We start from the raw sequence: 20,310 nt of genomic DNA on the forward strand, positions 1-20,310 counted from the left end.
CTGGGTTAGCTTTCTAAAGTGGCGGAAGTTTATGACTGACAAGGGCAAAGAGGTCTGTGTTGTAGAATTTCCGCTATGGAATTGATGATTGGTCGCGTGATTAAATCGCACGGCGTGAAAGGCGAAGTCGTAGTCGAGGCCACTACGGATGAGCCGAAGGTGCGCTTTGCGGTAGGGGAAGTTCTTCATGGCACGCAGGGCAAGAAGGGGCACACACTAACTATCAAGGCGGTCCGGAGCCATAAGGGAAGGCTGCTCGTCACCTTCGAAGAGATCAAAGACCGAACAGTGGCGGATAGCCTCCGCGGTACCAAGTTCTTTGCCGCGCCGCTCGACAGTGATGATGGTGGCTTTTATGACCATGAGCTGGAAGGGCTTCGCGTTCTTTTAGCGGGCAAGGAAATCGGTAAGGTCACATCGGTCATCCACGGCGGAAGCCAGGATTTGTTGGAGGTAGAACTCGATAACAGCAAGGAGGCGCTCATTCCCTTCGTGCATGCCATTGTTCCTGAGGTGAACCTAGAGGCCGGAACGTGCACTATCGATCCGCCGGAAGGACTGCTTGACCTATGAGGCTTGACGTCATCACCATCTTTCCGGAGTACCTGGACCCGTTGCGGCATGCGCTTCTGGGAAAGGCCATTGAACAAGGTCGCCTTGAAGTAGGTGTGCACGATCTGCGGCAGTGGGCTACGGATGCGCATAAGTCTGTCGATGACTCGCCGTTCGGTGGTGGTCCCGGCATGGTTATGAAGCCAGAAGTTTGGGGGCCGGCGCTCGATAGCGTTGCTGCGCGGGAAAGTGCGCCCAATCTAGAGTCTGCGCTGCCACATTTGAACCGTCCGCGCCACGATGAATTAGAAGGGGTAGAGGCACAAGCCTATGCGGTTGATGCCACGGCCGATGAGGATAGCGACCTCCCATTGCTTATCGTGCCGACGCCAACGGGAAAACCGTTTAGCCAAGCAGATGCGCGGGCGTGGTCCAATGAGGAGCATATTGTTTTTGCCTGCGGGCGTTATGAGGGCATCGATCAGCGCGTGGTGGATGACGCCGCTCGGCGTTACCGCGTGCGCGAGGTTTCTATCGGCGATTATGTGTTGATCGGTGGGGAAGTGGCAACGTTGGTGATTGCTGAGGCTGTGGTGCGCCTCATCCCCGGTGTGCTGGGAAATAAGCGCTCTCATGAGGAAGATTCTTTTTCTGATGGTCTCTTAGAAGGCCCGAGCTATACTAAGCCGCGAGAGTGGCGTGGCCTAGCCGTGCCGGACGTCCTCACCTCGGGAAACCACGGTTTGGTAGACAAATGGCGGAGGGAACAGGCATTGCTGCGCACGTGGCAACGCCGTCCCGAACTTTTGGAGGCGGCTGAGCTCGATAAGGACGACAAGGCCTTCATCGCGCAGTTGGAACAAGAAGCCAACACCCAGGGTGAAAGCTAATGGAGGTAAGCGCTGACCTCTCGGTACTCCTAGTAACCCAGGAGTGGGAGAAAAGCCTCGAAGCATTACCGGAGGCGATACGTGTCCGGGGTTTTAAGCCAATAAGCATTTTTGCCCTCCAGGTAGCGGAGGAGTGCACTGAAAGCAGCCCGCTAGCGCAGGAATATCGCTTCAGATTCGGCCAGTGGCCGCAGAGAATTCCGGTGTGGCGGCTCATCGTAAACGGAGAGACCACACAGCCCCTGGCCACAGTGGCCGCCCTGGTGGCAGACTGCTTGCCGCCGGCAGCCTCGTGGGTGGGCAGTGCGGAAATCGGTTTTACAGAGATGGGGCTTGGCGCCCCAGCGGTGTGGCGGGCCGAATCTGGGTTATAAGCGCAATCTGGAAAACTCTTTAGCGCTTTTTCCTGCCTAAACTGCAGCGCATATGCCTTCTAGGGTTATAGTAAAGGGGACATTCCCTTCAGATTCCTATTCCCAAGGTGGTCCCTTAACCATGACGGCTCCCAATGGCAATAACTACGGTGGATATAGCCAACAACCGCCCCAGTACAATCAGCAGTATTATTCCCAGCCGCAGCGAAGCGGTGGCGTAGGTGGCGCCACGATCGCCGCGATTATCGCAGCCATTGTGGCGGTTATCGCGGTGGCTGCCATGGTCATCATGTTCGTGACCACTAACAAGGATGATGCATCGACTAGCGCGGCTGCCGATAGTCAATTCCAACAGGCGGATGCGAATAGTGGCTCCGGCTCCTCCAAGAACGATGCAGACGATGAGGATGAAGATTCCAGCCCGGTCACGGTCACCAAGACCAAGGATGCTCCAGCTCCAGCGCCGGCACAGGCAGCGTCTTCTGGCAGCAGCAATGGGCACTCTTGGAGTGACTTCACTAGCTACTATGCGGCTACCAGCAAAACCTCCAGTGGGTTTGCCAACAACGTCTATACCGCGTTTATGAATAACTGGGTCGCTGGCGGCGGAACCGGCGCTACCTTGAGTGTCTACTCGCCGGCAACAGGTGGTACCTACACCATGTACTGCTCCGGTAGCTCTTCGCGCGTTTCCTGCTCCGGCGGCGATAACGCCCGCGTGGTTATCTACTAAGAACGCACTACGGCAACCTCCTTTCCTTACTGGGGAAAGGAGGTTTTGTGCGTATTGGGGGCGTCGGCAAGCGAAGGCAGTAAAGGGGACGTGCGGTAAATTGGGTGGGTCTAATCCCAAGCCTCGAGAAAGAGTGAGGAGACCACGTGAATATTGCGGCCACTATCGCCGCCGAGCTCAACGTCAAGGAATCGCAGGTTTCTACCGCGTTGCAGCTGCTTGCGGAGGGCAATACAGTGCCCTTTATCGCCCGCTACCGCAAGGAGGCCACCGGTGGGCTGGATGACTCCCAGCTGCGCACCATTGAAGAGCGCGCGAATTATTTAAAAGAACTACAGGAGCGCAAGGAGACCATCCTTGCGGCGATTGAAGAGCAGGGCAAGCTTAGCGACGCCCTCAAGGAACAAATCCTTGCCTGCGAATCCAAGGCGCGCCTAGAAGATTTGTATCTGCCGTATAAAAAGCGCCGCAAAACGAAGGCCGATATTGCCCGCGAAGCCGGCCTTGAGGAGCTGACCGATAAGCTCATTGCGGATCCCAACGCCGCTCCAGAAGAGTTGGCACAGGCCTTTACCACCGAGGGCTTTGAGGACACCAAAAAGGCACTCGACGGCGCCCGCGCCATTTTGGTGGACCGCTTCGCGCTCGACGCGGATCTGGTGGGTGAAGTGCGCGAGCGTATGTTCACTGAGGGCTCCATGGGCGCGCGCGTTGTTGAGGGCAAGGAAGCCGAAGGCGCGAAGTTTAAGGACTACTTTGATTTCAACGAGCCCTTCCACAAGCTGCCTTCGCACCGCATTTTGGCGCTGCTGCGTGGCGAGAATGAGGGCGTGCTGCAGTTGCAGCTAGATGCCGGCGATGACGCCGATTACGAGGATGTAATCGCCTCCCGCTTCGAGCTGGATCGCTCCTCCAAGTGGCTCGCCAACGCCGTCCATTGGGGATGGCGCACCAAGCTCTATATTTCCTCTAGCCTGGACGTTCGCATGCGGCTCAAAGAGATTGCGGAGGAAGGCGCGCTGAAGATCTTTGCCACCAATTTGCGCGACGTGCTGCTCGCGGCACCTGCTGGCCAACGTGCCACCATCGGCTTGGATCCGGGTTACCGCAATGGTGTGAAGTGCGCGGTAGTGGACAAAACCGGTAAGGTGCTCGACACCGCCATTGTCTACCCGCATCAGCCGCAGAACCAGTGGAGCCAAGCAGTTCAGACGCTGTCGACCCTGTGCGCCAAGCATTCTGTAGACCTTATGGCCATCGGCAACGGCACTGCCTCCCGCGAGACCGAGAAGCTTGCCCAGGAAATTGCGGACCTCATCAAGCAAGCCGGCGGTCAGCGACCCACTCCTGTAGTGGTATCGGAGTCCGGAGCTTCGGTTTACTCAGCCTCGCCGCTTGCGGCGGAGGAATTCCCCGACATGGATGTCTCACTGCGCGGCGCGGTCTCCATCGCACGCCGCTTGCAGGATCCTTTGGCTGAGTTGGTCAAGATTGATCCGAAGGCCATTGGTGTGGGGCAGTACCAGCACGACGTTAATCAGACGGCGCTCGCCCGCACTCTTGATGGCGTCGTGGAAAGTGCGGTAAACGGCGTGGGCGTTGATCTCAATACCGCTTCCGTCCCGCTGCTTGAGCGCGTAGCTGGTGTCAATTCCACCATCGCTACCAATATTGTGGCCTACCGCAATGAACACGGTTCTTTTGCTTCCCGCAAGGAACTGAAGAAGGTACCGCGTCTTGGGCCTAAGGCCTTTGAGCAATCTGCAGGCTTCCTCCGCATCAACGGCGGTACCGATCCGCTGGATTCCTCTGCCGTACACCCTGAGGCATATCCTGTCGTCTCCCGCATCGCGGAGAAGACGGGCCTGGGTATTTCTGAACTTATTGGCAATACCCGCGTACTTAGCACGCTGGCGCCAGCAGACTTTGCAGACGAGACTTTCGGCATTCCTACGGTGACCGATATCATCGCCGAGCTGGATAAACCCGGACGCGACCCGCGCCCTGAGTTCAAGACCGCCACCTTTAAAGAGGGCGTACATAAGGTTTCCGATCTCACCCCGGGCATGATTCTTGAGGGCACGGTGACAAACGTGGCGGCATTCGGCGCCTTCGTGGATGTCGGAGTCCATCAGGATGGTCTCGTCCACGTTTCTGCCATGAGCCACAAGTTTGTCTCCGATCCGCACGAGGTCGTGCGCTCTGGCCAGGTGGTCAAGGTGAAGGTCATGGAGGTTGATGTGGAGCGCCAGCGCATCGGTCTCTCCCTCCGTTTGGATGATGAACCGGGGCAGCCGGCTCCCAAGCGCCGCGGTGATTCCCCACGTGGTTCCGCTAAGTCCGGCGGCAGGGGAGAAGGAAAGCGCTCCGGCCACAACTCTGGGCGCGGATCCCGGAGTGGCTCGCGCGGCCGCACGGGTGGGGCAGGTAGCGCCGGTGGTGGCGGAGCTATGGCCGATGCCCTGAAGAAGGCAGGATTCTAACCGCTTTCAACTGCCGTTGGGAAGCCCTGATTCGCCCAGCTGTGTAGCTCCCATCGCCGTAGGCGATGGGAGCTTTTCCTGTTCGGATACAAGTTTTGAATGGATTGGTGTTCAATATGCGCGGATATCAACCCAAAATGGTAAGTTTGGCAAAACTAAATATCCGATCGTTCGAGTCACTGTTTAGTGCAAGGAGAAAGAAATGAGCAACGGGGCTAAAAGAGGTTACGGCAGGGGAGTATTGGGTTGGCACCGCCTACTCGATTGGCGGCCCCGCAGCGTGGTGGCCCGAGTATGCATAGTGTTCTTCTTGGTTGCGCCCATCATTATTGCCGGGACCATGATGTGGGCGATGTGGGACCCTTCCAAGTACATGCGCAAGATCGACTTGGCGGTGGTCAATGAGGACGTGGGCGTAGATAAGCAGGACACGTACACCAACTACGGTGACCAGGTGGTAGAAGGATTGCTAGATACCGACTACCTCAATTTCACAGAGGTGGAAAAGACTGAGGGTGATGAAGGTCTAATCAAGGGCAAGTATTTGATGGTGGTGACCATCCCCAAAGATTTTTCCCAGCAGGCGGTGACCATCATCAGTGACAATCCCGTCAAACCTGAAATCCATTTTGCTAGTAACGACTATTACGGGTCCAATGGTTCCGTCATCTCCTCAAGTCTGATTCCCCAGGTGCAAACCAGTGTGGAAAACGCGATCTCGAAGAAATACGCTGACCAGGTAATTGAGGGGCTCAACAAACTAAGTGACGGCCTAGGCAATGCCGCCGACGGCGCTGGGCGTCTCGATCAGGGCGCTGGGAAGCTTCAGGAGGGCGGTAGCCGTGCTGTCGGTGGAATCCAAGAATTGGGAGCTGGTGCCGGAAAGATTAATGACGGAACCTCGTCGTTGGTCGATGGAACCGCTCGCCTCAATGAAGGAGTTGGGCGCCTCGATGAGGGCGCGGTTCAGCTCGATGAAGGTGCGGCTCAGCTTGCCACAGGATCCGATAAACTGCTTTCTGGAACTGGCCGTCTTGCTGACGGTGCCGGCCAGATTGATGGTGGAGTCAATCAGCTCACGGGAATGCTTACTCCAGTGCTTAAGCAGGCCCAGATTGTGGTCCCAGCACTGTCGCAGCTGGTGGGGGCATTGCGCAATTTAGGTATGGAGCAGCAGGCGGACCAACTTAATTCGCTCGTATCCAAGCTTGACCCTGAAGCGAGCGGAAACATGGTGGATAAACTCGAGCAGCTTTCGGAGGGGACTGGTCAGCTTTATTACAACCTTTCAGATCCCAACTCGGAGTATCTGGGGGGAATGAATAAGCTCAATGTTGGTGCCCATCGTCTTTCGGATGGAACCAAGCAGCTACGTGGAGGCGTGGGAGAGCTAAGCGATGGAGCCTCGCAGCTCCACGATGGTGCCACCCGCCTTCATGCAGGCACCGGTACTCTTAAAGAAGGAACCGACCGGTTAGCGGCCGGAGGTGCCGAGCTTAAAGGCGGTATGGATAAGCTCAAGTCTGGCTCCGGTGAACTATCCCAAAAGCTGGCGGAGGGAGTAGCCAAAGCACCAACTATTTCCAAGCCCGATAAATCGGCACAGAACATGGCCGTGCCTATCAACTTCACGGCGTCCAATGTGCATCCGGTTCAAACCGTGGTAAATCCCTTGGACCCTACTCGCAAGGACATTACCGGCGGTGCCTCACTCCTTTTGATCCTTGTCTTTGGCTTCCTCGTCATGCTGCTTGTAACTCTGATGCTTCCGTATTACTTAGGTCGACGGGGAGTCCGTGCGGTGCATCCAGCGCGCGGAATACTTGGAGCTTTTGGCATACTAACTATTCTCAACTTTCTTGCTCTGGCATTTATGGCACTCATGTCTGCGACGCTGGGCTGGGTGCCTGAAAGCTGGCCAATGATACTTGGGGTGATAGCGGCGATAGCTGCAGCAGGCGCGGCAACCTACCAGTTCTTCTTGGTGACGTTTGGGCGAAAGGTAGGTGGTGTGTTTGCCGCGGGACTCTTCGCTTTAGGCGTGATGGTCTTCGGCGGTGTGTGGCCGGTAGCCGCTATTCCGCGGCCGCTCAGCGCTGTTCACCCCCTCCATCCGATGACCTATGCAAAGGATGCCTTCACGCGAGCTACTGACGGAATTTATGATACGACCTTCTGGACCGGCATGGGGGTGCTGGTCGTGACCGCACTGCTTGCGCTTTTAGCGTCTCAAGCGGTTTTCCGCGCGCGTCACCTAGGTACTGCAAAAATTGTTGATGAACACCTATTTCGTGCAAAGTCCACTGCGGTGGCATAGTTTGGGTGGGGCCAGGACCAGCTATAGAGGAATTTGGTTCTTGCTGGCGAATATGGAAAAGTAGTACACCGTTCTATGTAACGGGCACGAACCGGTTAGGCAGTACGCCGCTAGGGTCCTCTGTCCCAAACTGAAAAGGAATATTGGCATGTCCAACATTATTGACAAGGTCGATGCAGCACAGCTGCGCGACGATATCCCGTCCTTCCGCCCAGGCGATACCCTCGACGTTAATGTAAAGGTTATCGAGGGCAACAACGAGCGTGCACAGCTCTTCAAGGGCATCTGCATCCGTCGCCAGGGCTCCGGCATCCGCGAGACCTTCACCGTCCGTAAGGTTTCCTTCGGTATCGGCGTTGAGCGTACCTTCCCGGTTCACTCCCCGAACCTGGAGTCCATCAAGGTCTCCCGCCGTGGCCGCGTCCGCCGTGCGAAGCTCTACTACCTGCGCGATCTGCGCGGAAAGAAGGCTCGCATCAAGGAGCGCCGCTAGTACTAGCGCGCTGCGCGCCAGCTTCCCCTTGCACCCAACTGTGGGTGCAAGGGGATTTTTCAATGCCCAATGGCGCTTATTCCAAAGTTGGAAGCATGATCTAAACGGAAAGTTGTCTGTGAATCCCCCTGCCGCGAGGGGGATAAGACCGGACATCGGGCGTGGGGTTGCTAGGATCTAGCGCGTGAATAAAGACAGCATCTCGCAGGAACAGCCGTCAGAAGGCGAGGGGGCCCACCCAGTACAGGGCGAGGTCACCCAGCAAGGCAAAGAGGCGACTAAGAAGAAAGATATGCCGTGGCTGCTGGAAACACTTCTGGTCGTGGCGACGGTTCTCGTGATCGTCGGACTATTCCAGAACTTTATCGGCCGGCAGTATGTAATCCCATCGGGTTCGATGGAGCCGACCCTCCACGGCTGCGAGGGCTGCACAAATGACCGTATCTTTACGGAAAAGATCTCTTACTACGGTGACGGCGAGCCAGAACCAGGTGATGTCGTCGTCTTTAAAGGCACTGAGGACTGGAATTCCAGCTTCGTCTCACCGCGCTCGTCCAATCCGGTCATTCATGGCGTGCAGGATGCGTTGAGCTTCGTATCCTTGGCGCCGCCAGACGAAAATACTCTGGTCAAGCGTGTGGTTGCTACCGGAGGACAGACAGTGTCCTGCCAAGAGGGCGATCCTGCAGTCATGGTAGATGGCAAGCCCATCGAGCAAGACTACGTGCAAGACCCGCCAACCTACCCGGTAGATGAATCGACTGGCTCGGAGGCCTGCGGTGGTCCGTACTTTGGTCCCGTCGAGGTACCGGAGGACAATATCTGGGTGATGGGCGATAACCGTACTGCTTCGGCCGATTCTCGCTACCACATGACCGATAAGTTCCATGGCACGGTTCCAGTAGAAAACGTCCGCGGCAAGGTGAAATTTGTATTCTGGCCGTTTACCCGCATAGGTGGGGTCGATGACCCGGACATTCAGGAATAAGCCTTCCTCCCAACGCCTGCGCACCCGGGATTTTCTTTTCCCCGTGGTGGCAGGCTTTGTCCTGCTAGTACTTCTGCAGGCGCTGGTGGGGCGGATGTATGTCATTCCTTCTGCTTCGATGGAGCCGACCCTGCACGGGTGTCCCGGCTGTAAAAATGACCGCATTGCCGTGCAAAAGGTCAGCTACTACTTCACGGACCCCAAGCCCGGGGAGGTTGTGGTTTTTGAAGGGCCCGACTCATGGAATAACGAGTTTGAGGTCAATCGCTCGCACAATATTTTTGTGCGCGGCGCGCAGAACGCTTTGGCGGCCCTAGGGCTGCTTCCTAATGGGGAAAATATCCTGGTAAAGCGCGTCATTGCTACCGGCGGGCAGACGGTGAGTTGTCAGGCTGGCGATCCTGCGGTCATGGTGAACGGAAAGCCCATTGAGCAATCCTTCGTCCTCGATCCGCCGGAGATTCCCGTAGATCCCAGCGTGGGCTCGCAAGAGTGCGGCGGTGAGTATTTTGGCCCAGTCACCGTCCCAGAAGGAAGCCTCTGGGTGATGGGTGATAATCGCACCAACTCCCTCGATTCCCGTGCGCACTTGGGTGACCATCTGCAGGGCACCGTGCCGGTGGACAATGTCCGCGGGCGCGTCGAGGCCGTCATTTTGCCGCTTTCGCGTTGGGGTGGGGTGGAGCACCCGGAAATTTCGCATGCGGCGGCTTAAACAGCGACGCACCTACGAGGTCGCATTGAGCAAGGCCGGTTTAGGTCCGGTAGCTGGCGTGGATGAGGCAGGGCGCGGTGCCTGCTGTGGACCAATCACCATCGCGGCCTGTGTGATGCCGGAGCGGCCGATCAAGGAGTTGGCGGAGCTTACTGACTCCAAGAAGCTCACCCCCAAACAGCGCGAGAAGCTTTTTCCTCTCATTAAAGACAAGGCTGTGGACTGGTCTGTGGTGCATATTGCTGCCGGGGACATTGATAAGCGCGGCATCCAGCACGCCAATATTTCCGGCATGCGCAGGGCAGTTGCGCGCCTGGAAGCACGTCCGGGCTATGTGCTTACCGACGCCCTCTTTGTCCCCGGCCTCATCCAACCCCACCTGCCCATCATCGGTGGCGATGCGGCCGCACGGTGTATCGCCGCGGCGAGTGTGTTGGCCAAAGTCAGCCGTGACCACCTGATGCACGAGCTGGATGCGCGGTACCCCGGGTACGGGTTGGCCAGCCATAAGGGGTACGGAACCAAGGCGCATGAGGCCGCAATTGCGGCGCTTGGAGCGTGTCCGGAGCACCGGATGAGCTACGAGAATGTCCGCCGTGCTCATGCGGAGTTTGCCGCGCGTGCCTAGCTAAAATCTAGCCTTCCTCGCGCTAAGCTATAGCGAGCTAACCCACAACCTGGAGGTCCACCGTGAGTGCAGAGGAACTCGATAACTACGAGGCTGAGGTAGAGCTGTCCCTCTACCGCGAGTACCGGGACGTTGTCAGCCAGTTTTCCTATGTCGTTGAAACTGAACGGCGCTTTTATCTGGCTAATGCGGTAGAGCTTATTCCGCATACCTCTGGGCCTGATGTCTACTACGAGGTGCGCATGTCGGATGCCTGGGTATGGGATATGTACCGCTCCGCGCGCTTTGTGCGCTACGTCCGTGTTATTACATACAAGGATGTCAATATCGAGGAGCTGGATAAGCCGGAATTCATGATGCCGGAATAACTTTGTCAAGCTGGCGTACAACGTGCCGCACCCTAGCTGTGGATAACAGCGCTGCAGAGCGTAGTTATCCACAGCTAGGGTCTTTTTGCTTTTGTGTCCCTTGTGTAGGCCCTTTCACCTGCGGTGTCCTGTGCTAGTCAATGATTCTCTCGACGCACAAGGATAAACCGCAATGCACATTAGTTCAGAACACCGCTTGGCCACGAAGAAGCCCCGTCATAAACAAGTCTTAGGAAAAAGGGGAGAGGCCTTCGCAGCGCGCTATCTGCGCGAACGCGGGGCAGAAATAATTGCTGCCAACGTCACTTATCGGGTGGGAGAAATCGACCTTATCGCCCGGGAGGCGGATGGAACCATCGTCTTTGTTGAGGTTAAGACCCGCGCCAATTCCCGCTACGGGGTAGCTGAGGCCGTAACCCCGCAGAAGCTCGCGCGACTGCGTAAAGCCGCGGCACAGTGGCTTGATGGAAAGCCACTATCTGGGGTGCGATTCGACGTTATTGCCTTGGTCGCGCGCGGGCAGGGGTTTGCGCTGGAACACTTCAAGGGGGTTGAAGATGGCTCTAGGTAATTGTTTGACCATGTCCCTCAACGGAGTCTTAGCCCAGTTGGTTGACGTGGAAGCGAACGTCGGTCACGGACTGCCGGGCATTCACGTTGTAGGCCAGACGGATACCGCAATTTCCGAATCTCGGGACCGAATCAAGACCGCAGCCTTTAACTCCCATCTGCCCTGGCCCAAGACGAAAGTGGTTGTCTCCATGTCCCCGGCGTCGCTTCCCAAATCCGGGTCCCACTTTGACCTACCCATAGCGCTTGCGATTCTGGCGGCCCAGGCGGAGGCCGACTTCCCGTCTTATGGCAGTACTTCCTCGCCCGCCCAACGTCTCCAGCGCACCTTGGTCCTAGGCGAGCTCGGCCTCGACGGCTCCGTTCGGCCTGTAGCAGGCATCATCCCTGCCCTCCTTGCCGCACGGGAGCAAGGAATAACAACTCTCCTTGTTCCGCCTGGCAATGCCGCCGAGGCGACACTGGTGCCGGACATGGACGTACTGGTTGCTTCGTCGTTGCAGGAAGCTTTCGGATGGGCCTGCGGAAACCGTGGGCTGCCGCAGGCGGCGAGCTTTTCGGGGTCGCTCAGCCCCGCGCCTGCGGCGGCGTCGCGACTCGACTTTAGCGATATCGCTGGCCAAGCTAATGCCAAATGGGCTGCCGAGGTTGCTGCAGCCGGTGGCCATCACTTGATGATGATTGGGCCGCCAGGATCAGGAAAGTCCATGATCGCCTCACGCCTGCCCACCATCCTGCCTACACTTACCCCGGACCAGCAGGTCGAAACCACCGCAATTCATTCGCTGACCGGAACCCCAGGTGAGGTCATCGAGCGCGCCCCGTTCATCGCCCCGCATGCCTCAGTTACTCGGGCGGCATTACTTGGCGGCGGTTCCGGACATCCGCGCCCTGGTGCGGTGAGTTTGGCTCACAATGGTGTGCTCTTTCTCGACGAGGCCAGTGAGGTAGCCGCGCCGGTACTCGATGGTCTGCGTGCACCGCTGGAGGAAGGCCACGTGCGGTTGGCGCGCTCGCGCCGCGAGGTTACCTATCCTGCTCGCTTCCAATTGGTCATGGCGGCAAACCCGTGCAGGTGTGCGGCCGAAGACCCGTCTAAGTGCAGATGCAACCCCCATGAACGAATGAACTACCTCTCCAATCTCTCCGGACCGTTGCGAGACCGTCTGGATATGGTGGTCACCTTAAGCGGGCAGGCGGCAACAATTAACGCGGACGGTGAAGAGGAATCCGCAGTCATCGCCGAGCGCGTCGCCGCTGCCCGTGAGCGCGCCGCCGCACGCTGGTGGGCGGATGGCATCACCGCACGCACCAATGGGGAAGTTCCTTCGTCCTATTTGCGCCGAAAGAGACCCGCTGCAGAGGCTGCGATGGTCATGTTGTCTGCCTACTTGGCTGAAGGTGAAATATCCCAGCGCGGAGTGGACCGCGTATTGAAACTCTCTTGGACTCTGGCCGATCTAGCAGGAAAGGCACAGCCGGACCTGGACGAAGTGGGGCGCGCGCTCGATCTGCGCGGCTCAATAAACGTCGGGAGGCTCGCAGCATGAGCGACCTTGATCTCTCTTCTTCGTATGCGACCTGGGTATACCTCAATCGAGTGGTGGAAGGCCCCTCTGCTGCTTTGCAGGCCCTGCTTACGCAATACCCAGCTGAGGAAATCGCCCACGGAATCTACAATCGCGCCGACTGGATTGGCCCGCTTTTGGCGCGCACGGCCTCCCGCTATGACTGGTTGCGGCAGGCCGAAGATATGGCGGCAGCCGAAAGGGTCGGGGCTCGGCTCATTACGGCAGAAAGCCCAGAGTGGCCCACAGAGGAGTTTGACTCTGCATTCGGCTTCTATCAGCACGGCGGGGAGGCCCCAGCTACTTTTGATGACCAAGCATTGCCACCACATAGCCTGTGGGTGCGCGGTGCACCATTGCAGGCAGAGGTTGCTCAAGCTGTGGCCATCGTCGGTACTCGTGCCATTTCTCGCTATGGCTGGCAGGCCACCCACAACGTCGTGTCCGGATTGGTTCAGCATGAATGGACTCCAATATCCGGCGGCGCGCTGGGAGTGGATACTGTCGCGCACGAAACAGCGTTGCACAACAACGGGCGCACGGTAGCCATAGCAGCGTGTGGCATCGATAGGGACTACCCAGCCCGCAATGCCAACTTATTCGCCAAGATTGCGGACAATGGTTGCATCATCTCTGAATTCGCGCCGGAAACCGCGCCGAAGCGCCACCGGTTCTTAACGCGCAATCGCTTAGTGGCAGCATTGAGTCACGGTACCGTAGTTATGGAGGCGGCATTTCGATCTGGCGCGTTGAACACCCTCAACTGGGCAGAAGCGCTTGGGCGAGTTGCGATGGCGGTGCCGGGGCCGATAACTACTAGCGGTTCGTTGGGCTGCCACCAGCGCATTCAAGAAGGCCGCGCACAGTTGGTTACCAGTGCCGATGAAATTCGCGCGCTAGTAAGTCGCGCCGGGGAAGTAGACCCAGGCGCACAGTACGAAATCAATTTTGCAGCAACCATGACCCAACGCCTCTCCCGCAATGAGTTGCGCGTCTTTGATGCGACGCCACCGCTAGGACAGGAGAAAGCAACGGCAGAAGACATAGCCCGCGAAGCGGGATTCCGTTTACCGCTGACAGTTCACTTACTACTGGCACTGGAAAAGATGTGCGTTGTCGTCCGGCATGGCAATACCTGGGCGCGCCGGGAAACGGAATAAGAGCGAGTACACTGCTGTGGCATGAGTGAAGATGGAAAGTCCGCGAAGGCTCTGAAAGTTGAGGGGCAGATGGCTGAGGCCATTGAGGACTTCGCGGATTTCCAACTACATGTCAAAGGTCGCGCAGAAGCGACGGTGCGTGGGTATCGCTCTGACTTGCGCGACCTTGCACGCAGTGTGCCTACCTTCGCGGAGTTTGACCTCAACAGCCTGCGCCAATGGTTGGCAGAGGCTGTTGCGGAAGGAAAGTCGCGTTCCACCCTGGCGCGGCGCACCGCGGCAGCGAAGGGATTTTCTACTTGGGCAGTGCGCGAAGGGCACCTGAAGCGAGACGTTGCTGCCCGCCTAGTAACTCCTAAAGTGGGTCGTCATCTTCCCACGGTTCTCGCTCCGGAGCAGGCCGGCGAGCTTATGGGCAATGCGGTCTCTGCGGATGAAGTCCACTTCCTTCGCGATAGCGCCATCCTGGAGTTGCTCTATGCCTCCGGTATGCGCGTGGCGGAGTTGGTCCGGCTGGACCTAGGCGATATTGATTTTCAACGCGGTACCTTGCACGTTACCGGTAAAGGCAATAAGCAGCGCGTAGTGCCTTTCGGGCACGCAGCGGAAGACGCCTTAAAGCAGTGGATTGACAAAGGCCGTGGAGAAATCGCCACGGCTGAAACTGAAGCGGTTTTTGTCGGCAGCAGGGGAGGGCGCATCGATCAACGCCAGGTGCGCCGCATTGTGGAAAAGGCCGCCAAAGTCACTGGTACACAGGGGCTTACCCCGCACGGGGTGCGCCACTCTGCCGCAACCCACCTATTGGAAGGTGGGGCAGATTTGCGCGTAGTGCAAGAACTGCTGGGGCACTCCTCGCTCAATACCACGCAGATTTATACCCATGTGTCCGCGCAGCGCTTGCAGCGCGTATACGACCAAGCCCACCCCCGAGCCTAAAGCGGTTTGAGGCGAATTACCGGCATATCCAGCAGGGTTAAAGGATCGATGTAAGTATCTTTTGCGATGAGTGCGCCCCAGTGCAGTCCGGGATAACCATCGACGGGATTGCCTAAACGGCCTATCACTTGACCCTCGCGGACTTCTTGGCCCTGCTTTACGGAGCCGTGCACGGGCTGATACGTCGTTCTCACTCCATCCGCGTGGGCAATGGAGACAACTGGTTTGCCGGCCACCGTGCCCACAAAGGCGACTTTGCCGTCTTCGGCGGCTACTACCGGCGAGCCTACGGATAGGGCCATGTCGACGCCGCGGTGGCCAGGGCTCCACTTTTGTTCCGGGGCGTCGAATCCACGCAACACCCGCGCCGGTCTAGGTTTGCCGGAGGCAGGGTCGACATAGGCCGTGGCCGGTGGGCAACACAGAATAAGAAGCGAAAGAAGGGTGAGGAAAGTGGTAGGGAGGAAGGTGGGGCGTCGGCAAGCGGGAAATGCGGAGGAGGAAAGAAGCTGATTCATGGGCACAGTGTCAGCCGGAAAGAAGCGTTTCGGAAGTCCGTTCTCCTTTAGCTGTGGACAACTTGGGTTGCATGATGTGATTGAGTCGGTTGTGACGATTGATGCAAAGTGGCTGCGGCAAAGTTGTGGATAAGCTGTCTTCGGTTTGGAAAAACCAGCGTAAGGGGATTATTCTTTGGGGCAGCAGTGTGTCCACCTCGTGGAGGCATTGACTACGCGCGGCGAAGTTGTCGCTTCCTGCTGGAAGGAAGAGACAGCCTGACGGCTGACGTGGTCCTTGGAAACAAGGTGTCAGCAGGGCCTTCGTTGCTAGGGTGCGGAATAAAACACCGCACAATTGGAAAACCGAAAGACAAGATAAAAGAAAGCGAGCGAATCATGGCAGTTGTAACCATGCGCGAGCTCCTCGACGCTGGTGTGCACTTTGGCCACCAGACCCGTCGCTGGAATCCGAAGATGCGTCGTTTCATCTTCACCGACCGTAACGGCATCTACATCATCGACCTACAGCAGACGCTGACCTACATTGACGAGGCTTACGAGTTCGTCAAGGAAACCGTTGCACACGGCGGCACCATCCTGTTCGTTGGTACCAAGAAGCAGGCTCAGGAAGCAGTTGCTGAGGAAGCAACCCGCGTCGGTATGCCTTACGTCAACCACCGCTGGTTGGGCGGCATGCTCACCAACTTCCAGACCGTTTCCAAGCGTCTGAAGCGCATGAAGGAGCTTCAGGCAATGGATGAGCGTGAGGACGGCTACAAGGGCCGCACCAAGAAGGAAGTTCTCATGCTCAACCGTGAGCGCGCTAAGCTCGAGCGCGTTCTGGGTGGCATCTCCGATATGGCAAAGACCCCGTCCGCGCTGTGGATTGTTGATACCAACAAGGAGCACATTGCGGTTAAGGAAGCTCGCAAGCTGAATATTCCGGTAGTCGCCATCTTGGACACCAACTGTGATCCGGATGAAGTTGACTTCCCGATCCCAGGCAACGACGACGCCATCCGCTCCACCAAGCTGCTTTCCGGCATCGTTGCTTCCGCTGTAGAGGAAGGCAAGAAGGCGCGCGAGGAGCGCCAGCTGGCTGCAGCTAAGGAAGCTGCCGGCGACTCCGCTGAGAAGGAAAAGCGCGATGCTGAGGCGGCTGCCGCAGCTTCCGACCCGGCTTCCGCGGAAAAGTCTGAGGAAGCATCCGCAGACAAGGCCGAGAAGTAGTCTTAACTTCTCGCTAGGAATTTTCCTCACCTGCGTTTAACTGAATACCCCACGCACTTTTGGTGTGGGGCAGCAAGGGAGTAATTCCTGCCCAAGGCTGTTTACCAACCCCCGCCACCGTGCTGTAACGGCGGCGGGGGTTGGTTTTATCTATGCTGGGTTCTGCTGAAACCAGCTCCACTTTCATACGTAGGTGGGAAGGGGTGGTTTCTGCCACCCTAAAGCGGCGCGATTTCACCGCGTCGACTACGCTGTTTGAACGAACACTGTTTGATTTTCAAGGAGGATCGCCCCAACTATGGCGAACTACACTGCTGCAGACGTCAAGGCACTGCGCGAAGCTACCGGCTCCGGCATGCTCGATTGCAAGAAGGCTCTGGAAGAGTCCAACGGCGACTACGATAAGGCCGTTGAGTACCTGCGCATCAAGGGCGCTAAGAACGTCTCCAAGCGCGCTGACCGTGAGGCTACCGAGGGCCTCATCGCCGTTTCTGGCAACACCATGGTCGAGATCAACTGTGAGACCGACTTCGTTGCTAAGAACGAGGCTTTCAAGACCTTCGCAGCCAAGATTGCTGACGCTGCTGCTGAGGCCAAGGCAAACTCCGCTGACGAGCTCAACAACATTGAGATCGACGGCAAGAAGGTCTCCGAGGTCGTGGACGAGGAGTCCGCAAAGACCGGTGAGAAGCTGCAGGCACGCCGTGCCGTTACCGTAGAGGGCGACAACGTTGCCGTTTACCTGCACCAGCGTTCTGCTGATCTGCCGCCAGCAGTGGGCGTGTTGGTTTCCTACGAGGGCAGCGAGGAAGGCGCTCACGCTGCAGCCCTGCAGATTGCTGCCATGAACGCTGAGTACCTCACCCGCGAGGACGTTCCTGAAGAGGTCGTTGAAAAGGAGCGCGAGATCGCTGAGGCCACCACTCGTGAGGAGGGCAAGCCAGAGGCAGCCCTGCCGAAGATCGTGGAAGGCCGCCTGAACGGCTTCTTCAAGTCCATCGTTCTGCTGGAGCAGGCTTCCCTGTCTGATAACAAGAAGACCGTAAAGCAGGTTGCTGAAGAAGCTGGCACCACCATCACCGGCTTCGTTCGCTACGAGGTTGGCGCTTAAGCCCACCCCTGTTTTAACGACTAGCCCACGAAGGACTATCCTTCGTGGGCTTTGTCGTGCGCTCACCGTGCCGACTAGTGCGGATTGTCTATTCGCAGGAGAGGGACCGGCACGTAGCAATTGCCTACTGGCCTGCACCGGCGGGCGGTGTGAGGAAGCGAAAGATATATGGGTAAGATAGGGCGGAGATTGAAACTGCCCCGCGTTAAGGAGACGAAGTAGGCGTGACTGCTGCAGAAATTAAGCGAACCGGATACAAGCGAGTAATGCTGAAGCTGGGCGGTGAGATGTTCGGCGGCGGCAAGGTCGGCATCGACCCAGATGTGGTTGAAAACGTAGCCCGCCAAATCGCCGAGGTTTCCCGCCAGGGAATCGAGATTGCAGTGGTTATCGGTGGCGGAAACTTCTTCCGCGGCGCCGAGCTTTCCCAGCGCGGCATGGATCGTGCTCGCTCGGACTACATGGGCATGCTGGGCACGGTAATGAATTCCCTCGCACTGCAGGACTTCCTCAAGCAGCAAGGCGTGGACTGCCGCGTGCAGACCTCCATCAACATGGCGCAGATTGCCGAGCCGTACCTGCCGCTGCGCGCTGACCGCCACCTGGAAAAGGGCCGTGTGGTTATCTTTGGCGCCGGCATGGGCATGCCGTACTTCTCCACAGATACCACTGCCGCGCAGCGCGCCCTGGAAATTGGTGCCGAGGTTCTTTTCTTGGCCAAGGCAGTCGACGGTGTCTACTCCGATGACCCACGCACCAACCCGGATGCGGAACTGTACTCTGAAATCACTCCGCGTGAGGTCATTGAAAAGGGCCTTAAGGTTGCGGATGCCACGGCCTTTAGCCTGTGCATGGACAATGATATGCCAATTTTGGTCTTCAACCTGCTGGAAGAAGGTAATATCGCCCGCGCCGCCGGCGGTGAAGTTATCGGCACGCTGGTGCAGTCCTAATACTGTAAGGGCTGCGAACCTGCTACCTTTTTATACAGCCACCCCTATTCGTTTAAGGATGATTTAACCTCATGATCGATGAGATTCAGCTCGAAGCAGAAGAGCACATGACCGCTTCCGTCGAGCACACCCGCGAGCAGCTGGTGACCATTCGTACCGGCCGCGCGAATCCCACTATGTTCAACGGCTTGGTAGCCGAATACTACAGTGTACCTACCCCGATTACCCAGATGGCTACCATTTCCGTACCGGAGCCGCGCATGCTGCTCATCAAGCCTTATGAGCAGTCCATGATTCATGAGATCGAAAACTCCATCCGCAACTCGGATTTGGGCGTGAATCCCACCAACGATGGTCAGGTTCTGCGCGTGACCGTTCCGCAGCTGACGGAGGAGCGACGTAAGGAAATGGTGAAGCTGGCCAAGAGCAAGGGCGAGGACGGCAAGATTGCTATCCGTAATATTCGCCGCAAGGCCATGGAGCAGTTGAAGAAGCTGCAGAAGGACGGCGACGCCGGCGAGGACGAGGTCATCGCAGCGGAAAAGGAAATGGAAAAGATTACTTCCGGCTACATCGAGCAGGTGGACAAGCTGGTAGAAAATAAGGAAAACGAGCTGATGGAGGTCTAAGACCTCCCGTCATTGCCGCCGTGCCCGTCCCCGGCCGGCGGCGCTTTTTCTGTTCCGCGGCCTACAGCTCCGAAGTGTGGAGTAGGGGAGGTCGAGCAGTGGAAAGTTAGCGAGGGGGCGCGAAAGAAGCAGCGAAAGGAGCCGGTCATGGTGAGTGACGCCATTAACCGCCGATTGCCTCAGCCGAAGAATAGCGCAGGCCGCGATTTGCCGGCCGCTATCGGCGTCGGCGTAGGCCTCGGCGCACTTGTCGTGCTCGCCGTATGGGCCGGCCCACTCGCGTGGTACGCGTTTGTGGCCCTTGCAGTTGGCGTTGCTATGTGGGAGGTGCTCAGCCGCCTGCGGGAGCATTCCTACTATATCCCGCGCACGTTGCTCATTATTTTGGGCCAAGCTATGGTGTGGGTCTCGTGGCCACTGGGCGCGCCCGGCCTTGTCGCGGTCTATGTCACCGCTGTGCTGGCGCTTATGTTTGGTCGCCTCTTCCATAATGGTCGCCATCGCCCACCAATTAACTACCTGCGGGATATGTCCGTCGGCATTTTTGTGCTGACATGGATTCCGCTTTTTGCCACCTTCGCAGCAATGCTGTCGCTGGTGTCGACCCCATTTGCCAGTGGCGCCGCCTCCATCGTGGTCTTCATGTTGTGCGTGGTGGCCTCCGATACTGGTGGCTATATCGCTGGCGTGATGTTTGGCTCGCATCCCATGGCCCCTGCAGTAAGCCCAAAGAAATCGTGGGAGGGCTTTGCCGGGTCCATCCTCTTTGGCGTGGTCACCGGCGCGCTTACCGTTAAGTTCCTGCTCCATCACGATGCCTGGGTGGGCGGCCTGATGGGGCTTGGCCTTGTCATTTGCGCCACCTTGGGCGACTTAGTGGAATCACAGTTTAAGCGTGAGCTCGGAATCAAGGATATGTCGGCCCTGCTGCCCGGCCATGGGGGCCTGATGGACCGCCTAGATGGCATGCTGCCTTCCGCCATGGTCACCTGGGTCGCCATTAGCTTCCTGGCAACATTCACGCCATAGAAGCAGCGGGTACGCAAAAGCCGCCTCTCCCCAATAGTCCGTCTCCTAAGGAGGCAGGACAGGGGGAGAGGCGGCTTTTT

The 20,310-nt window shown here is 57.8% G+C and carries 20 protein-coding genes; 19 read left to right on the top strand and 1 reads right to left on the bottom strand.

Annotation, left to right across the window (positions count from 1 at the left end; genetic code table 11):
* The first annotated feature begins 75 nt into the window (after positions 1–75).
* From rimM to QP909_RS01130, 14 genes are all read left to right on the top strand, one after another.
* Positions 76–573: a ribosome maturation factor RimM gene (gene rimM, locus QP909_RS01065; RefSeq protein WP_284765822.1), complete on the top strand. Its 498-nt coding sequence runs from the start codon at positions 76–78 to the stop codon at positions 571–573.
* The gene (gene trmD / locus QP909_RS01070; RefSeq protein WP_284765823.1) at positions 570–1,442 is read left to right on the top strand and encodes a tRNA (guanosine(37)-N1)-methyltransferase TrmD; all 873 of its coding nucleotides are present in this window, start codon (positions 570–572) and stop codon (positions 1,440–1,442) included. The genes rimM and trmD overlap by 4 nt, the downstream gene beginning before the upstream one ends.
* Positions 1,443–1,937: 495 nt before the next feature.
* Positions 1,938–2,549: a hypothetical protein gene (locus QP909_RS01075; RefSeq protein WP_284765824.1), complete on the top strand. Its 612-nt coding sequence runs from the start codon at positions 1,938–1,940 to the stop codon at positions 2,547–2,549.
* 146 nt (positions 2,550–2,695) lie between these two features.
* On the top strand, positions 2,696–5,032 hold the full coding sequence (locus tag QP909_RS01080; RefSeq protein WP_284765825.1) for a Tex family protein: 2,337 nt from the start codon (positions 2,696–2,698) through the stop codon (positions 5,030–5,032).
* A 202-nt stretch (positions 5,033–5,234) separates the two neighbouring features.
* A complete protein-coding gene (locus tag QP909_RS01085) occupies positions 5,235–7,349 on the top strand; it encodes a YhgE/Pip family protein (protein ID WP_284765826.1) in 2,115 nt (704 codons plus the stop codon).
* A 148-nt stretch (positions 7,350–7,497) separates the two neighbouring features.
* On the top strand, positions 7,498–7,842 hold the full coding sequence (gene rplS / locus QP909_RS01090; RefSeq protein WP_005325245.1) for a 50S ribosomal protein L19: 345 nt from the start codon (positions 7,498–7,500) through the stop codon (positions 7,840–7,842).
* A 184-nt stretch (positions 7,843–8,026) separates the two neighbouring features.
* Positions 8,027–8,830, top strand: a complete 804-nt coding sequence (gene lepB / locus QP909_RS01095; RefSeq protein WP_284765827.1) for a signal peptidase I — start codon at positions 8,027–8,029, stop codon at positions 8,828–8,830.
* On the top strand, positions 8,808–9,545 hold the full coding sequence (lepB, locus tag QP909_RS01100) for a signal peptidase I (RefSeq protein ID WP_284765828.1): 738 nt from the start codon (positions 8,808–8,810) through the stop codon (positions 9,543–9,545). The genes lepB (QP909_RS01095) and lepB (QP909_RS01100) overlap by 23 nt, the downstream gene beginning before the upstream one ends.
* Complete coding sequence (locus QP909_RS01105) at positions 9,532–10,173, top strand: ribonuclease HII (RefSeq protein ID WP_284765829.1); 642 nt, start codon at positions 9,532–9,534, stop codon at positions 10,171–10,173. The genes lepB (QP909_RS01100) and QP909_RS01105 overlap by 14 nt, the downstream gene beginning before the upstream one ends.
* Positions 10,174–10,235: 62 nt before the next feature.
* Positions 10,236–10,541: a DUF2469 domain-containing protein gene (locus QP909_RS01110; RefSeq protein WP_005325239.1), complete on the top strand. Its 306-nt coding sequence runs from the start codon at positions 10,236–10,238 to the stop codon at positions 10,539–10,541.
* Positions 10,542–10,713: 172 nt separating this feature from the next.
* A complete protein-coding gene (locus QP909_RS01115) occupies positions 10,714–11,112 on the top strand; it encodes a YraN family protein (RefSeq protein ID WP_284765831.1) in 399 nt (132 codons plus the stop codon).
* The gene (locus tag QP909_RS01120) at positions 11,099–12,661 is read left to right on the top strand and encodes a YifB family Mg chelatase-like AAA ATPase (protein WP_284765832.1); all 1,563 of its coding nucleotides are present in this window, start codon (positions 11,099–11,101) and stop codon (positions 12,659–12,661) included. Before QP909_RS01115 ends, QP909_RS01120 begins: the two co-directional genes overlap by 14 nt.
* Positions 12,658–13,839, top strand: coding sequence for a DNA-processing protein DprA (gene dprA, locus QP909_RS01125; RefSeq protein WP_284765833.1), 1,182 nt, complete (start codon positions 12,658–12,660; stop codon positions 13,837–13,839). The genes QP909_RS01120 and dprA overlap by 4 nt, the downstream gene beginning before the upstream one ends.
* A gap of 21 nt (positions 13,840–13,860) precedes the next feature.
* Complete coding sequence (locus QP909_RS01130) at positions 13,861–14,778, top strand: tyrosine recombinase XerC (RefSeq protein ID WP_198491627.1); 918 nt, start codon at positions 13,861–13,863, stop codon at positions 14,776–14,778.
* Here QP909_RS01130 and QP909_RS01135 read toward each other — a convergent pair.
* Complete coding sequence (locus QP909_RS01135; protein WP_284765834.1) at positions 14,775–15,296, bottom strand: M23 family metallopeptidase; 522 nt, start codon at positions 15,294–15,296, stop codon at positions 14,775–14,777. The genes QP909_RS01130 and QP909_RS01135 overlap by 4 nt on opposite strands.
* Positions 15,297–15,674: 378 nt before the next feature.
* Between QP909_RS01135 and rpsB the strand changes: the two genes are divergently transcribed.
* From rpsB to QP909_RS01160, 5 genes are all read left to right on the top strand, one after another.
* The gene (gene rpsB / locus QP909_RS01140) at positions 15,675–16,508 is read left to right on the top strand and encodes a 30S ribosomal protein S2 (RefSeq protein WP_049377474.1); all 834 of its coding nucleotides are present in this window, start codon (positions 15,675–15,677) and stop codon (positions 16,506–16,508) included.
* A gap of 298 nt (positions 16,509–16,806) precedes the next feature.
* Positions 16,807–17,619 (top strand): translation elongation factor Ts, encoded by an 813-nt coding sequence (gene tsf / locus QP909_RS01145; RefSeq protein ID WP_284765835.1) that lies wholly within the window; start codon positions 16,807–16,809, stop codon positions 17,617–17,619.
* Positions 17,620–17,885: 266 nt separating this feature from the next.
* Entirely contained in the window at positions 17,886–18,572 is a 687-nt protein-coding gene (gene pyrH / locus QP909_RS01150; RefSeq protein WP_023027755.1) for a UMP kinase, read from the top strand.
* A gap of 71 nt (positions 18,573–18,643) precedes the next feature.
* Entirely contained in the window at positions 18,644–19,201 is a 558-nt protein-coding gene (gene frr / locus QP909_RS01155; RefSeq protein ID WP_284765836.1) for a ribosome recycling factor, read from the top strand.
* A 147-nt stretch (positions 19,202–19,348) separates the two neighbouring features.
* Positions 19,349–20,230, top strand: coding sequence for a phosphatidate cytidylyltransferase (locus QP909_RS01160; RefSeq protein WP_269953094.1), 882 nt, complete (start codon positions 19,349–19,351; stop codon positions 20,228–20,230).
* Positions 20,231–20,310 lie beyond the last annotated feature (80 nt).

Source organism: Corynebacterium sp. MSK195, from assembly GCF_030228885.1.
Classification (GTDB): domain Bacteria; phylum Actinomycetota; class Actinomycetes; order Mycobacteriales; family Mycobacteriaceae; genus Corynebacterium.

What these genes read in the sequence shown, in the direction of transcription:
- QP909_RS01085 (WP_284765826.1), top strand. Translation starts at nt 5,235, where the DNA reads ATGAGCAACGGGGCTAAAAGAGGTTACGGCAGGGGAGTATTGGGTTGG.
- QP909_RS01115 (WP_284765831.1), top strand. Translation starts at nt 10,714, where the DNA reads ATGCACATTAGTTCAGAACACCGCTTGGCCACGAAGAAGCCCCGTCAT.
- QP909_RS01130 (WP_198491627.1), top strand. Translation starts at nt 13,861, where the DNA reads ATGAGTGAAGATGGAAAGTCCGCGAAGGCTCTGAAAGTTGAGGGGCAG.
- QP909_RS01160 (WP_269953094.1), top strand. Translation starts at nt 19,349, where the DNA reads ATGGTGAGTGACGCCATTAACCGCCGATTGCCTCAGCCGAAGAATAGC.
- lepB (WP_284765828.1), top strand. Translation starts at nt 8,808, where the DNA reads ATGACCCGGACATTCAGGAATAAGCCTTCCTCCCAACGCCTGCGCACC.
- rplS (WP_005325245.1), top strand. Translation starts at nt 7,498, where the DNA reads ATGTCCAACATTATTGACAAGGTCGATGCAGCACAGCTGCGCGACGAT.
- pyrH (WP_023027755.1), top strand. Translation starts at nt 17,886, where the DNA reads ATGCTGAAGCTGGGCGGTGAGATGTTCGGCGGCGGCAAGGTCGGCATC.
- QP909_RS01105 (WP_284765829.1), top strand. Translation starts at nt 9,532, where the DNA reads ATGCGGCGGCTTAAACAGCGACGCACCTACGAGGTCGCATTGAGCAAG.
- dprA (WP_284765833.1), top strand. Translation starts at nt 12,658, where the DNA reads ATGAGCGACCTTGATCTCTCTTCTTCGTATGCGACCTGGGTATACCTC.
- tsf (WP_284765835.1), top strand. Translation starts at nt 16,807, where the DNA reads ATGGCGAACTACACTGCTGCAGACGTCAAGGCACTGCGCGAAGCTACC.
- QP909_RS01135 (WP_284765834.1), bottom strand. Translation starts at nt 15,296, where the DNA reads ATGAATCAGCTTCTTTCCTCCTCCGCATTTCCCGCTTGCCGACGCCCC.
- trmD (WP_284765823.1), top strand. Translation starts at nt 570, where the DNA reads ATGAGGCTTGACGTCATCACCATCTTTCCGGAGTACCTGGACCCGTTG.
- QP909_RS01075 (WP_284765824.1), top strand. Translation starts at nt 1,938, where the DNA reads ATGACGGCTCCCAATGGCAATAACTACGGTGGATATAGCCAACAACCG.
- QP909_RS01120 (WP_284765832.1), top strand. Translation starts at nt 11,099, where the DNA reads ATGGCTCTAGGTAATTGTTTGACCATGTCCCTCAACGGAGTCTTAGCC.
- frr (WP_284765836.1), top strand. Translation starts at nt 18,644, where the DNA reads ATGATCGATGAGATTCAGCTCGAAGCAGAAGAGCACATGACCGCTTCC.
- rimM (WP_284765822.1), top strand. Translation starts at nt 76, where the DNA reads ATGGAATTGATGATTGGTCGCGTGATTAAATCGCACGGCGTGAAAGGC.
- rpsB (WP_049377474.1), top strand. Translation starts at nt 15,675, where the DNA reads ATGGCAGTTGTAACCATGCGCGAGCTCCTCGACGCTGGTGTGCACTTT.